We start from the raw sequence: 13,813 nt of genomic DNA on the forward strand, positions 1-13,813 counted from the left end.
TTGTTAAAAATAGGAAATATTCTTGGATAATTGCCTTGCTAAAATTTCGGACGTTTCGGTCTCCTTGGGAGCTAAACCTGTCGTCTCATCGATCTCTTTTCAGATTTTATCTAGCCAAAAAACGGCCATCGTAGGACCGATGGGATCAGGGAAGACCTCTTTGGCAAAAGCCTTGGCTGGTCGATTATTTCGAACGGGCGAGGTCTTTTTTTCTTCTCGAAATCCGGAAAAAAGAGCCTATGTGATGCTCGTGGAGCAACAACATCAGTTCAAGAATCGCAGTAATCTCTCTGAATTTTATTTACAACAGCGTTTTAATTCTTCCGATTGCGAGGATGCTTATACGGTGGAAGAGGAATTAGCTGGATTGGAATTAGGGGATTGGGTATCGGTTTTTGAGCTATCGGGACTTCTGAAACGCCCCTTAATTCAATTATCCAATGGCGAGAACAAGCGATTGCAAATCGTAAAATCGCTTGCTTACCAGCCGGATTGGTTGATTTTGGATAATCCCTATGTGGGTCTGGATGTAAATGGCCGTGAAATACTCTCGAAAGGATTAGTATCGCTTGATTCGAAAGGCATACAATTCATCCTCATTTCCTCACCGGGCGATGTGCCTGATTTCATTAATCAAGTGATTGAATTGCCATTGTCACAAGATGCCCCCGCGAAACCTGAACCTTTACTGCGGCCATTAGACCCTTTCGAAACTGCTGTAAAAATGGAAAAGGTGCAGATTAAATACGGATCGAAAACGATCCTAAGTGATTTCAGCTGGAAAGTGAATAGGGGAGAGCGTTGGGCGATTAAAGGTTCTAATGGGGCAGGGAAGTCTACTTTGATTAGTTTAATTACGGCAGATAACCCTCAGGCTTATTCGCAGAATATTACCTTGTTTGATAGAAAGCGTGGATCAGGAGAAAGTATTTGGGATATTAAACGCAAAATTGGGTATTTAAGTCCGGAGTTGCATCTGTATTTTAAGGAGGGCGGCTCTTGCTTTTCAGTGGTGGCCTCTGGTTTGTTTGATACGCTTGGGTTGTTTAAGCGCTTAACCGAGGAGCAAACGGATCAAGTGAATCATTGGATGCAGGTGATGGGCATCGCTCATTTGAAAGAGAGATCATTCTTGCAGATTTCGGGTGGAGAGCAGCGTATGGTGTTGATTGCGCGTGCTTTGGTTAAGAATCCAGAACTATTGATACTCGACGAGCCATGTCAAGGACTAGACCGTGTTCAAACAGAGCACCTAAAGTCGGTGCTTGATTATTTAGCGGAAAATTCTGAAATGACCTTGCTGTACGTCAGTCACTATGACCGCGATATTCCGTCTTGCGTGAATCAGGTGTTGGAATTAAAACGGCTCTGAGATCGATTTGCTAGGATTTGAGAACCATTTAGGTCCATCTGCCGTCATATACGCACAATCTTCTAATCGTACCCCAAATTCTCCTGGTATCGCAATCGTCGGTTCAATACTGAAACACATGCCTATTTCTAAAGGAGCCTTATTTCCACGTACCATATTTCCCCATTCGTGCCCACTCATTCCAATGCCATGACCCGTTCGGTGCGGCAGACCAGGTAATTTATAATCAGGGCCAAAACCCGCATCAACCAGTACTTTACGCGAAGCAAAATCCACGTTTTCGGCAGGTGCACCTAATTTAGCTGCCTCAAAACCCGCTTGTTGCGCCTTTTTCTCTAGATCCCAAATCTGTTTTTGTTTTGCACTAGGCTCCCCAAAAACAATGGTCCTTGTGATATCTGATTCATATCCTCCCACACTGCAACCGCAATCTAACATCACCACATCGCCTGTTTTTAAGATTTGTTTTCTGGAACTCCCGTGTGGAAACGAAGTCGCCACCCCAAAAGTCACTGATGCAAAACCAGGCATCACTCCCTGTTCTGTGTGAGCCTGAGCAATTTTCTGGGAGATTTGACGCGGGGTACATCCGATCGTTAATGCCGCAATTCCGGCCTGAATGGCCTTAACCGTCGCATCATTCGCCTTTTGCATTAAGGCAATCTCGGCAGCAGATTTAATGATTCTGCAAGGAATGGTGATCGGATCTGCACTTTCGAATTGAAAGCTTGCATCTGATTTTCGCAAGCCGTCGAAGATGAAGAAACGACAGAATTCGTCGATTCCTATTTGGCCCTTCTCTATACCTATTCCTTTTAAGACGCAGGTAGTCATTGCAAAAGGATTCTCATCTTCTTCCCAAATGGAAACCTTGGTTCCCGCAGGTGCAAGCTCCAGGAATCGATCCTCTTCAAAAGCTGGACAAATAAAATTAATTTCTCCCTTAGCTGGAATGATCGCTAACATCGAGCGCTCGGAAGGATACCAGCTGATGCCCGTGAAATAATTCAGGTTGATCCCCGCATCTAAAATGATCGCTTGAATGTTTTTCTCTGCCATTAATTTCTGTGCCTTAGCCACGCGCATTTTGCGTTCTTCGGCACTTATAGGCGTAAACTCGATGGGTGTTAAAACCGATTGGGATGATTTTAAAGAGAGGGTAGAAGCCAATAGGCCCCCTTTGAGGAAGTTTCTACGTTGCATACCGAAATTTAAAATAAAACATTAACAATAGAAATTCTCCTTGGAAGAATTAACTTTAAAGTCAGAATTTAATATGCGGCTACTTTTTATTCGTTTCTCGGCCATAGGCGACATCGTTTTAGCTTCTCCTGCCTTGCGTTGTGCGAAGCAGCAGATTCCTGATGTGGAGATTCATTTCTTGACAAAGAAGTCCATGAAAGCGGTGACTGAGTCGAATCCATACGTGGATCACTTTCATTATTTTGATAAGGATATTTCCGCAACGATTCAGGAATTAAAATCCTATGAGTTCGATTACATCATCGATTTACATAAGAATTTGCGCAGTTTGCGCATAAGAAAGGCTTTGGGAGTCCCTTATTTATCCTATAATAAGCTGAGCGTTGAGAAGTTTCTATTAACCAAATTCGGAGTGAATCGGTTGCCTGAGCGTCATATTTCATTGCGAAGCGTGGATACTTTAGCCCCATTAGGCGTCAGCTATGATGGAAAGGGGCTAGATTATTTTGTTCCTGCTAGCGTACATGAGCCCGCTTTGTTTCCTGATGGTTATGTCGCTTTAGTGATCGGCGCTTCCTTTACCACGAAGAAATTGCCATTGGATTCTCTCAAGCTTTTGTGTAGCCAAATTACCCATCCTATTGTATTGATTGGAGGCAAGGAGGAATTAGAAGATGGGGATGCGCTTGCGGCGTTAGATCCAGCACGTATTGTGAATACCTGTGGCACTTATTCTTTGCATGAATCTGCTTTGATTGTTTCCAAAGCTAAAGTTGTCATTTCCCATGACACCGGAATGCTGTATATCGCCTGTGCCTTTGAAAAGAACGTCATTGCGATCTGGGGGGCTACTTCGCCCGCCTTGCAGGTAGAGCCTTTGATGCCAAAGGATTCAAAAGCGCTGGTTTTTCAATCCATCGTTCCTGATTTAACTTGCCAGCCTTGTTCGAATTTTGGCACAAAGTCGTGTCCTAAAGGTCATTTCGATTGCATGAAAAAGCAGGATTTACCTGAGATTGCGCGGAAAGTGGCTGAAATGTGGAAGGCCTAAGTGAATTTCAATCGTTTTAATCTTCCTTGGTAAGCCTGGTAGTAGTTTTTTTGAGCGCTTTCATCTAGGAAAGAACTTCGAATTAATCGCTCGGTCTCTGTTGAATTAGCCAGCATTTGGGACAGAATGCGCTCCACCATCTTTTCTGGAATGTTTGCCAGCTTACCTAATTGTAGAAATTGGTTCAATATTTTGCCTTGGTATTGAGCTTTAGGATATAATCCACCACGTAAAGCAAAATCAATTTCAGCCTGGTGCATCTCCGTATTTATAAGATCATAGGCAGGACTCAGAATGAAATCGCCGTCTTCCGTTTCCAACAGAGAAAAATTCTTTAAATGCGCATCCCCATTCGAGAACAGGTAATTAAATAGCAGGATTTTAAAAAGTTTAGGAGCCTCGACGGCATAGGCAGGCACATATTGCTGCATGATTTGGAACAATTCGAGGTAATTTCCTTCGTATTTGTAATTTATGCCATGGGATTGAGGTGTTCTACCTGCCAAAACCGCAAAGTCCTCCTTCGCCCGCTTCTGTCCCGCGTCATCCCGGTCAAAGCGTTTTGTCAAATAGGCCAGTTCGCCCGTATTGAAAAAAATAATTCCATTCTCTGCCGTCTCGATTTGAAAAGCTTGGCGGGCAATTTGCATCGTCAAATGTTCATTTGCCGGCATCAGGTGTTTATTCCTCCCTAAAGCAGGAATCGGCTTCAGTAGGTAATCTCCGCATTCCCCAGCTTTGGCAAGACGCAATTTATTCTTCTTTAGCACGAATGAATACTTTTCCTGCATGCCAGGAACTGACATAATCGTTCTATTTTCAAAGAAAGTTCCGGCCACCAGATCAGAACTCGCCGGTGAATCATAAGATAGCTGGTGATCCACCTTGTGTTTAGAAAAGAGTCGATGAATAGCAGACCGACTATAGGTAGCGTGACCTGCGATTAATGTACTGGGGCAATATGGAAGTTCTAAAATAGACACCTACCGATTTATTTGTTCTATGGTGATCGCACCTATCGTATCGAATTGTGCACAGCTTATTAGTATGCCAAAATGATCCGATGGATCTATCTTTTTAAATTTAGAGACAGCCTGTTTGTTTGCCCCTTCTGGTAACATATGAAAGAAGAGGGGAAAGAGGTGAGGGGACTTAAATTCCTTTTTCGATTTAGGCATAGTCAAACTAATAGCCGGTTTCTTTTTGTCTTCCAGCCAAGTATCTAAATAGCCAAAATGAAAACTCCCATTATCCAACTGACTTAAAATTCCAGCGGGTTCAGACTTATACAAAATCGTTGCCTTCCTCATCTTCCGATTCTAATTTTTTGATTTCTAATTTTAGCTGTAGTCCTAAAACAGCTGCTAGTTTTTGGATGGTTTCCAAGGTGGGATTTCCTTTCCCGCTTTCAATTTGCTTCAGCGTTCTCAGGCCTACATCAGATAGTAAAGCAAGTGTTTCTTGGTTCACCGAAAGGCTAATTCGACGCTTTTTTAGTGTTTCTATGATGTTTTGATGGTGCATTACAATGCTCTTTTTAATGTATTATTTGTCGAAAATGGCTTAAATACGATAATATTATGCAATATAGTGCACTTTTATGTGTATTGTGTCATTTAGGTGAAAATTATTATTTAGGAAGTAAATTACCAGGATATAAGGCAACAAAAAAGCCCGACATTACTGTCGAGCTTTTCAGAGCCTCCTATCGGGATCGAACCAATGACCTACTGATTACAAATCAGTTGCTCTACCAGCTGAGCTAAGGAGGCGCATTTGAGTTCACAAAAGTAAGCCAAATGGATTAAAACGCAAAATATTGATTGAAAAAAATTAATCTTTTTTCAATTTCTCGAGTTCTTTTTCCGCTTGAGCAATTTTCTTTTCTACCTCAGCACGTAGTTTATCCGAGTTTTTAGACTTCGCAAAGAATTCTAAGTTATTGGTTAACACGGCAATATCATTTTCCAAGGTTTGAATTTTCTTACGCGCATCAGGGGAAGTAGATTTTCTTTCTTCTCCAACCGTATTTGCTTCAGAAGCCAAAGACTTTAATTCAAAACCCCAAGCAGCTAATTGCTCTTTCGGTTGAGTGCGAGCTAAATCGATCAACGCATTCCACGTGGTGCGGAAACTTTCTTGGATGGCTTTTACATTATTGCGAGGAACGAAACCGATCGCATCCCAAGCCGCTTTCTTTTGGCCTAAGGTAGCTAAAAGGCCAGGATCCTGTAACATGGCTTCCATTTCCTTCAATATAGCTTGTTTAGCTTCTAAATTAGCTTCGAATTCTACATCTTTCGCATTCTTACCTTTCTCGCGAGTTAAATTGAAATAGGCGTCACAAGCGGCCTTGAATTTAGCATAGATGGAATCCTTTTGTTTTTCTGGCACGTGACCGATCTCTTTCCACTTTTTCTGTGTTTCGATAACCATTTGAGTCACTTCAGGAGTGATAGTACCTGTTTCTACAATGCCATTCACTTGGTCGATTAATAATTGCTTCGCCGCTAAATTAGCTTTACGCTCTGCATCGATCTTCGAGAAGAATTCACTCTTGTGTTTGAAGAAGGTTTTTAAGTCAGACCAAAAATTTTGGCTTACTTCTTTTCCTCCATCACGAGGCAATCCACCTTTTAAATTATTCCATTGCTCTTGCAACGCTAATACCGCTTTAGAAGCCTGGTTCCATTCGCTGATGTTTGCAGCGGTGAAGTTCGCGTAGTGCTTCATTAAGTCACCAATCTCGCGTTTTACTTTTAAATTTTCTTCAAAAACTTGCTTTTGAGCATCTTGAACCGCTCTTTTTTGTTCGAAAAGAACATCTAGTGATTTCTTCACACGCGTCCACAAAGACTCATTATTATCTCTGTTAGCTGGACCGATATGTTTGTATTCTTCGAATAGTTCCTCTGCTTCTTTTAATAATTTCTGAAAAGCACCGCCTTTCGAAATCTCAGCAGCTAAACCTTCTAGTTTACTGGCGATTAGTTCTTTTGCTTGTAAATTCTTCTTGCGATCTAACTCTAAAAGTTCAAAGAAAATACTTCTATTGCTGTAGAAACGATCTACCAAGGCATGATAACTCTGCCAAAGCGTCTGATTCATAGGTCCCTGCACACTGCCTAAGCCTTTCCACTCTTCTTGAATTTTCTTGAAGGCCTTAAAGCTGGCATTCACATGTGCTGGATCTGAATTATCATCCGAATCCACTAAAGTTCTTAATTCATTAATTAAACGCGTTTTTCCTTCTAATGCCTTCTCTCTTAATTTCTCTAAATTAGAGAAGAATGCACCTCTCTCAGAACGAATGAAGGTCGCAATTCCGTCGATTTTTTGTGAAATTTCATCTCCTTTAAAAGAAAATCCTTCCTCCGAATCTTCATTAACAGCTTTAAATGCGGCTAATGCCTCAGCACGTTCACCTTGTTTGATCGCTTCCCAAGCCGTCTTTACCTCTTTAGTTAATTCATCGACTTTTTTGAAGTTTGCCGATGAGGCGCTCGCTTGAAGAATAGATTTCAATTGCTCATAAAAGGCAAGAATGCTCTCTTTTGTCGCTTTTGAAAGGTCTAAAGTCGGAAATTCCACCGCCTTTTCTTCCACTGTCGGAAAAACAACCTCAGCTGGCGTTGCTACTTCAGTTGGAGCTACTTCTGCTGTTGCTGCCTCTTCCACTGGAGTCTCTTCCACTGTTGTCTCTTCGGCTACTGCCTCTGCTTCTACAGTCTCTTCCACTGTTGTCTCTTCAACTACAGCCTCTGCTTCTACAGTCGCTTCCACTGGAGTCACTTCAATTGAAGTTTCTTCAACTGGAGTCTCTTCGGCAGTCGGCTCTGCTGGTGTTTCTTCTGGACTAGTGGGAGTGGTTTCCAATTCTTCTGCTGGATTGCTCTCTTCGGTGATCATAATCGTCGTTGTTTGCGTTTTAACTTAAAAGTTTTTCAAAAATACGCTCCATCGATACAGCATAACCAATTTTCTCTTTTAGGTCTGCTATAGAAATGCGCTCTTGGGTCATCGTGTTGCGATCGCGAACGGTCACGGTGTTGTCTTCCATGGTTTGGTAATCAACCACCACACAATACGGTGTTCCAATTAAATCTTGACGGGTATAACGCTTGCCTATGGCGCCACCATCGTCATATGTGGTATTAAAGGCAAATTTAATACTGTTTGTAATTTCTTGTGCTTTCTCTGCTAAACCATCCTTCTTTACTAAAGGAAGAACGGCCACTTTCACAGGAGCTAAAGCAGGATGGAAATTTAAGAAAACACGTTGTTTTTCTTGTTCTCCTTCGCCCACCGTCTCTTCTGTATAGGCATTGCAAAGAATCGCTAAGAATAAACGATCAGCCCCTACGGACGTTTCAACCACATAAGGTATGTAATTTTCGTTTATTTCTGGGTCAAAATATTGTTGTTTTTTTCTCGATAAATCTTGGTGTGCTTTCAAGTCGAAATCCGTTCTCGAGTGGATTCCTTCCATTTCTTTAAAGCCAAACGGGAATTTATACTCAATATCCACCGCCGCATTTGCGTAGTGCGCTAATTTATCGTGATCGTGGAATTTCAAGGAAGTAGCTGGTAAACCTAAGGCTAAGTGGAACTTCATACGGGTTTCTTTCCACTTTGCATACCATTCCATTTCTGTGCCAGGGCGAACGAAGAATTGCATCTCCATTTGTTCGAATTCCCGCATACGGAAAATGAAATTACGTGCAACGATCTCGTTACGGAAGGCTTTTCCGATTTGGGCAATGCCAAAAGGTACCTTCATGCGGCCTGTCTTCTGTACGTTCAAGAAGTTCACAAAGATTCCTTGAGCCGTCTCTGGACGTAAATAAATTAAACTAGCATCCTCTGAAACCGCGCCTACTTGTGTGGAGAACATCAAATTAAATTGACGCACCTCAGTCCAATTAGCCGTGTTCGAAACTGGACACTTGATATTTTCATCGATAATGATTTGGCGAACTCCCTCTAAATCCCCTGCATCTAAGCATTTCGCCATCTTTTGTAATAAAGCTTTCGCTTCTGCCTCTTTTCCTTCGTCCTCTAATTGCGCCGCTCTTTCTTCTAATAAGGTATCTGCGCGGTAACGTTTTTTGGAATCCTTGTTATCAATCATCGGATCGTTAAACGAATCCACGTGACCAGAGGCCTTCCAAGTCAATGGGTGCATAAAAATAGCCGCATCAAGACCTACCACGTTGTCATTTAACATCGTCATCGCCTTGTACCAAACTGTTTTTAAATTATTCTTTAACTCGACACCGTTTTGACCGTAATCATATACCGCTTGCAAACCATCATATATCTCTGAAGAAGGAAATACGAATCCATATTCTTTCGCGTGTGAAATTATATCCTTCAATGCCGAGGCGGTATCCTGTTTTTTATTTTCCATTAAATCAATCTTATTTTCAATCGTATTAATTTGCAATTTACCGAAAAGAATGAAAGAATGAGGCTCGCAATGTGTTTTTTCTTAATTTTGGGCTGATTTACATGGTAAAAACCAAGATATTGATGAAAAACGTTTCCTTCGCCTTAATTCAGCTATCCTGCAGCTCAACTGTTTCAGAAAACTGGCAAAAAACGATTAGCTCAATTCGCGACGCAGCCTCTAAGGGTGCGCAAGTGATTTGCTTGCAAGAATTGTTCAAGTCGGTCTATTTCTGTTACGAAGAAAAGCAGGATTTCTTTGCTTTGGCTGAGGCGATTCCCGGTCCATCGACAGATGAATTAGGTGCTTTGGCAGCCGAATTAAACGTTGTAATCGTTGCCTCACTTTTCGAAAAGCGGGCGGCAGGACTTTACCATAACACCACTGCGGTCATTGATGCAGACGGAAAATACCTGGGCAAGTACCGTAAAATGCACATTCCAGACGATCCAGGCTATTACGAAAAGTATTACTTCACGCCAGGCGATCTAGGATATCAGGTTTTTGATACGAAGTTTGCCAAAATAGGGGTGCTCATCTGTTGGGATCAATGGTATCCCGAGGCTGCTCGCTTAACGGCTTTGCAAGGAGCAGAAGTGTTAGTCTATCCAACGGCTATCGGTTGGGATTTAGAAGAAAAAGATGGTGAAATTAACCGCGAACAATACCAAGCCTGGCAGACGATCCAACGTTCACATTCGGTTGCAAATGGCGTTCCAGTCGTTTCCGTGAATCGCGTTGGAACCGAAAATGGCCAACAGTTTTGGGGAGGAAGCTTTGTGTCTAATGCCTTCGGTCGCGTAATCTTCCAAGCCTCTCACGATCAAGAAGAAATTGCTTTAGTGGATGTGAACGTCGACTCGAGTGAATACTACCGTAGAACTTGGCCTTTCTTTAGAGATCGCAGGATTGATTCGTATGGCGGGATTACGGAGCGGTTTATTGATTAAAATCAAAGCATAAAGAATAAAGCACAAATTATAAAGTTTGTATCGCCTGCGGCGATAATTATGTGAAGAGTTTTATATTTCTATAACATAAAAAGAGCGGCACTTGCCGCTCTTTTTATTCCATCTTTATTCTTTATGCTTTGTGCTCTATTCTTTAAAAAAGCTTCGCTTTTTAAAAGCTGCTCTGCTGATTTTTAATGCGCTTCCAGCCAATTCTCCCCCACACCAATACCCGTTTCCATCGCGACGCCTAAATCCATGGCTTCGCACATGATCTTGTTGATTTGGGTTTTTAGGTAGTCGACCTCGTCTTTATGTGCGTCGAACACAAGTTCATCATGCACGGTTAAGATCATTTTCGATTTCAAGTTTTCTCTTTCGAGGAAATCCTGGATTTGAATCATCGCCACTTTAATCATATCGGCTGCTGAACCCTGGATAGGGGCGTTGATGGCGTTGCGTTCGGCAAAACCACGCTCATTCATATTAGCTGATAAGATATCACGTAGGTAGCGACGGCGACCCAAAACAGTTTCGACGTAGCCGTTTTCGCGAGCGTCGGTGATGCTTTGGTCCATAAAGGTCTTCACTTTAGGGAATTCAACGAAATATTGATCGATGATTTCCTTTGCTTCTGTGCGGGAAATGGCTAATTGAGCTGCTAGGCCAAAGGCCGAAACACCGTAAATAATCCCAAAGTTCACTGTCTTCGCCTTACGACGCATGTCTGAGGTGACCTCTTCCAAAGGAACATGGAATACTTTCGCGGCAGTCGCTTTGTGTACATCTAATCCGTTATTGAACGCATCGAGCATCGATTCGTCTTTCGAGAAGGCTGCCATGATGCGCAATTCGATTTGAGAATAATCGGCAGATAAAATTAAGTGGTTTTCATCGCGTGGAATAAAGGCCTTGCGAATCTCACGACCACGTACGGTACGGATCGGGATGTTTTGTAAGTTTGGATCCTTCGAAGACAGTCGACCTGTGGCAGTAACTGCTTGCATGAAGGAGGTGTGTATGCGGCCTGTTTTGGGCGAAATAAGGGCCGGTAGGGCATCCACGTAGGTTGATTTCAATTTCTGTAATTCGCGGAAGTCGAGAATTAAAGAGGCGATTTCGTGCTCGGCTTCTAGTTTAGATAAGACCTCTTCGCCCGTCATGTATTGGCCGGTTTTGGTCTTCTTCGCTTTCGGATCTAGCTTCAGCTTCTCAAACAAAATTTCGCCTAATTGCTTAGGGGAGGCGATGTTGAATTCTTGGCCAGCCGTGGCGAATATTTTTTCTTGAACGGCTTTGGAATCTGCTTCCAACGTCTTCGACATCTCTTGTAAGAAAGGCACGTCAAGGTTCACGCCTTCGCATTCGATAGTGGACAAAACGCGCGCTAACGGCATTTCTACCTCGTGAAGTAACTGAACAGCTTTCGGATTCGTCGTTAATTGTTTGTCCAGGAATGGCTTTAATTGCAAGGTAATGTCTGCATCTTCTGCCGCATATTCCTTGATCAAGTTTAGCTCCACCTCGCGCATGTTTCCTTGTTTCGCGCCTTTTTTGCCAATCAAGTTTTCGATGGACATCGGTTCGTAGCTTAAATAGGCGAGGGCCAAAGCGTCCATCCCGTGGCGTTTTTCCGGTTCAATCAAATAATGCGCGAGCATCGTGTCGTAAGTGGCACCTTTGATTTCGATGCCATAATTACGCAAGACGCTCATATCGTACTTGATATTTTGGGCGATTTTAATGGTAGATTCTTTGGCAAAAATACCCTTAAATAAATCTGCCTGCGCCTGGCAAGCCGCCGGATCTTCTGGGAACGGCACATAAAAGGCCTCGCCCTTGCGGTAAGAGAAGGACATGCCCACTAAGGCTGCTTCGATGGCCACCAAACTCGTCGTCTCCGTATCAAAACAGAAGGAATCCTGGCGGTCCAAGAAGCTAATCAAAGACTTAATCGCGTTCTCGCCTTGCACTAAATGGTATTGGTGCGCAGTATTGCTAAGGTTCGAATAGCTAGTTGTGCTATTCTCTTCTTCCTCCTCTTTTTCAGGAGCGGAGGATGGAGCAGGTGATCCAAACATATCCATCTGGTTCGCATCCACTTTAGGCGAGGCTTTCACCTTCGCCACAACTAGTTCGTCTTCTCCCAAAATTCGCTTACGCAGTGTTCTGAATTCTAATTCTTCTAACAAAGGCTCTAAAAGCGCGCGGTTAGGAGGCGTTGCTTTTAATTTTTCCTCTTCGTATTCGACAGGCACTTCGAGCATAATGCGGGCCAAATGCTTCGATAAAATCCCTTGTTCGCGGAAATTGATCAAGTTTTCTTGCAATTTGCCTTTCAGTTGATCGGTGTTGTCTAGTAAGTTTTCCAAAGAGCCAAATTGCTCGATGAGCTTTTGGGCTGTCTTTTCACCCACACCCGGAATGCCTGGAATGTTATCCACCGCATCGCCCATCAAACCAAGCATATCGATCACTTGATCTACATTAGCGATGTTCCAACGTTGGCAAACCTCCTTTGGCCCTAAAACCTCTACACCTTTGCCCATAAAGGCTGGTTTATACATCTTAATGCGCTCCTCCACTAATTGCCCATAATCCTTATCTGGAGTCATCATAAACACTTCGATGTTTGGATTCGCCCGCACCGCTTTCTTCGCAATCGTCCCGATCACATCATCCGCCTCGTAGCCATCTAAAATCAGCAAAGGAATATCCATCGCCTCCACTAAACGCTTTACATAGGGAATCGCAATCGTAATATCCTCCGGCTGTTCCTGGCGCTGCGCCTTGTAGGGGGTATATTCTACATGACGAAAGGTAGGTTTAGGTGTGTCAAAAGCAACCCCTAAATAGTCTGGTTTTTCCTTGTTAATGACCTCTAGGATCGTATTTGCAAAGCCAAAAACGGCGGAAGTATTAATTCCCTTCGAAGAAATGCGAGGTGTTTTAGCAAAAGCAAAATGTGCGCGGTAAATCAAAGCCATCGCGTCAAAAAGGAATAATTTTTTCATGTAATTCAGCTATATTTGGGGATAAAGATGCCTTCCGTAAAGATAATAAATTTATCCTCGAAATTATGAACTTAGCTGACCTGCGCTTAAACTACCAAAAAGGAGAATTGCACGAACAACACGTACATCCCGATCCTTTTTCTCAATTTGCTGTTTGGTTTAAAGAAGCCCAATCTTCGCAGATTACAGAGCCTAACGCCATGTTTTTAAGCACGCTAAGTGCATCAGGTCGACCATCCGGCCGCATCGTTTTATTAAAAACGGTGGACCATGGATTTAGCTTTTTCACTAATTATGAATCCCGAAAAGGCCAAGATTTAGCTTTCACATCACAGGCTTCCATTACCTTTTTCTGGGTTGAACTTGAGCGCCAAATCCGCATCGAAGGCCACGTCGAAAAACTTTCTACCGAACTCTCTACCACTTATTTCCATTCCCGCCCGCGCGAATCACAATTAGGTGCCTGGGTATCGGAGCAAAGCTCCCGCGTTTCCCGCGAATTATTAGAACAACGGTATGCTGAGCTAGCTACGCAATATGAAGGTAAAGAGATTCCTAAACCAGACCACTGGGGAGGTTATCGATTAGTACCAGACTATTTTGAATTTTGGCAAGGCAGACCTTCACGTTTGCACGACCGCGTGGTGTATGATGCGAGGGAGAAAGGGGAGTGGGAGTGTTATCGGGTAGCGCCTTAAAAGCGGCTTTAGCCGCTTTTTAAAGAATAAAGCACAAAGCATAAAGAACAAAGTTGGAATAAAAAGAGCGGCTTTA

The 13,813-nt window shown here is 42.9% G+C and carries 11 protein-coding genes and 1 tRNA gene; 4 read left to right on the forward strand and 8 right to left on the reverse strand.

The annotated features are described in order from the left end of the window. Nucleotides 1-22: 22 nt before the first annotated feature. On the forward strand, nt 23-1,372 hold the full coding sequence (locus ACRZ9O_RS00350; protein WP_459455259.1) for an ATP-binding cassette domain-containing protein: 1,350 nt from the start codon (nt 23-25) through the stop codon (nt 1,370-1,372). Here the strand turns inward: ACRZ9O_RS00350 and ACRZ9O_RS00355 are convergent. After that, the gene (locus tag ACRZ9O_RS00355; RefSeq protein ID WP_459455261.1) at nt 1,358-2,575 is read right to left on the reverse strand and encodes a M24 family metallopeptidase; all 1,218 of its coding nucleotides are present in this window, start codon (nt 2,573-2,575) and stop codon (nt 1,358-1,360) included. The two genes, ACRZ9O_RS00350 and ACRZ9O_RS00355, sit on opposite strands and share 15 nt — an antisense overlap. A 73-nt stretch (nt 2,576-2,648) precedes the next feature. Between ACRZ9O_RS00355 and ACRZ9O_RS00360 the strand changes: the two genes are divergently transcribed. Next, nucleotides 2,649-3,626, forward strand: a complete 978-nt coding sequence (locus ACRZ9O_RS00360) for a glycosyltransferase family 9 protein (RefSeq protein WP_459455263.1) — start codon at nt 2,649-2,651, stop codon at nt 3,624-3,626. On the opposite strand, the gene ACRZ9O_RS00365 is transcribed toward ACRZ9O_RS00360, so the two are convergent. The 6 genes from ACRZ9O_RS00365 to ACRZ9O_RS00390 form a co-directional block, all read right to left on the reverse strand. Continuing rightward, nucleotides 3,623-4,609 carry a type II toxin-antitoxin system HipA family toxin gene (locus ACRZ9O_RS00365; protein ID WP_459455265.1) on the reverse strand — a complete coding sequence of 329 codons (987 nt, stop codon included), beginning with the start codon at nt 4,607-4,609 and terminating at the stop codon, nt 3,623-3,625. The genes ACRZ9O_RS00360 and ACRZ9O_RS00365 overlap by 4 nt on opposite strands. After that, a complete protein-coding gene (locus ACRZ9O_RS00370; RefSeq protein ID WP_459455267.1) occupies nt 4,610-4,936 on the reverse strand; it encodes a HipA N-terminal domain-containing protein in 327 nt (108 codons plus the stop codon). Then, nucleotides 4,911-5,150, reverse strand: a complete 240-nt coding sequence (locus ACRZ9O_RS00375) for a helix-turn-helix domain-containing protein (RefSeq protein WP_459455269.1) — start codon at nt 5,148-5,150, stop codon at nt 4,911-4,913. The genes ACRZ9O_RS00370 and ACRZ9O_RS00375 overlap by 26 nt, the downstream gene beginning before the upstream one ends. Nucleotides 5,151-5,325: 175 nt before the next feature. Continuing rightward, nucleotides 5,326-5,398 (reverse strand) — tRNA-Thr (locus tag ACRZ9O_RS00380). Between the two features lie 61 nt (nt 5,399-5,459). Beyond that, nucleotides 5,460-7,535, reverse strand: coding sequence for a DUF349 domain-containing protein (locus tag ACRZ9O_RS00385; RefSeq protein ID WP_459455271.1), 2,076 nt, complete (start codon nt 7,533-7,535; stop codon nt 5,460-5,462). A gap of 19 nt (nt 7,536-7,554) precedes the next feature. After that, a complete protein-coding gene (locus ACRZ9O_RS00390; protein WP_459455272.1) occupies nt 7,555-9,036 on the reverse strand; it encodes a glycine--tRNA ligase in 1,482 nt (493 codons plus the stop codon). 119 nt (nt 9,037-9,155) lie between these two features. Between ACRZ9O_RS00390 and ACRZ9O_RS00395 the strand changes: the two genes are divergently transcribed. Beyond that, nucleotides 9,156-10,025, forward strand: a complete 870-nt coding sequence (locus tag ACRZ9O_RS00395; protein ID WP_459455274.1) for a carbon-nitrogen hydrolase — start codon at nt 9,156-9,158, stop codon at nt 10,023-10,025. A gap of 194 nt (nt 10,026-10,219) precedes the next feature. Here the strand turns inward: ACRZ9O_RS00395 and polA are convergent, their stop codons facing one another. Next, nucleotides 10,220-13,039 carry a DNA polymerase I gene (gene polA / locus ACRZ9O_RS00400; protein ID WP_459455276.1) on the reverse strand — a complete coding sequence of 940 codons (2,820 nt, stop codon included), beginning with the start codon at nt 13,037-13,039 and terminating at the stop codon, nt 10,220-10,222. A 65-nt stretch (nt 13,040-13,104) separates the two neighbouring features. Here polA and pdxH point away from each other — a divergent pair, with 65 nt between their 5' ends. Continuing rightward, nucleotides 13,105-13,737, forward strand: a complete 633-nt coding sequence (gene pdxH, locus ACRZ9O_RS00405; protein WP_459455278.1) for a pyridoxamine 5'-phosphate oxidase — start codon at nt 13,105-13,107, stop codon at nt 13,735-13,737. Nucleotides 13,738-13,813 lie beyond the last annotated feature (76 nt).

It is taken from the genome of Aquirufa sp. HETE-40SA, from assembly GCF_054558635.1.

What these genes read in the sequence shown, in the direction of transcription:
- polA (WP_459455276.1), bottom strand. Translation starts at nt 13,039, where the DNA reads ATGAAAAAATTATTCCTTTTTGACGCGATGGCTTTGATTTACCGCGCA.
- ACRZ9O_RS00390 (WP_459455272.1), bottom strand. Translation starts at nt 9,036, where the DNA reads ATGGAAAATAAAAAACAGGATACCGCCTCGGCATTGAAGGATATAATT.
- ACRZ9O_RS00375 (WP_459455269.1), bottom strand. Translation starts at nt 5,150, where the DNA reads ATGCACCATCAAAACATCATAGAAACACTAAAAAAGCGTCGAATTAGC.
- pdxH (WP_459455278.1), top strand. Translation starts at nt 13,105, where the DNA reads ATGAACTTAGCTGACCTGCGCTTAAACTACCAAAAAGGAGAATTGCAC.
- ACRZ9O_RS00355 (WP_459455261.1), bottom strand. Translation starts at nt 2,575, where the DNA reads ATGCAACGTAGAAACTTCCTCAAAGGGGGCCTATTGGCTTCTACCCTC.
- ACRZ9O_RS00360 (WP_459455263.1), top strand. Translation starts at nt 2,649, where the DNA reads ATGCGGCTACTTTTTATTCGTTTCTCGGCCATAGGCGACATCGTTTTA.
- ACRZ9O_RS00385 (WP_459455271.1), bottom strand. Translation starts at nt 7,535, where the DNA reads ATGATCACCGAAGAGAGCAATCCAGCAGAAGAATTGGAAACCACTCCC.
- ACRZ9O_RS00370 (WP_459455267.1), bottom strand. Translation starts at nt 4,936, where the DNA reads ATGAGGAAGGCAACGATTTTGTATAAGTCTGAACCCGCTGGAATTTTA.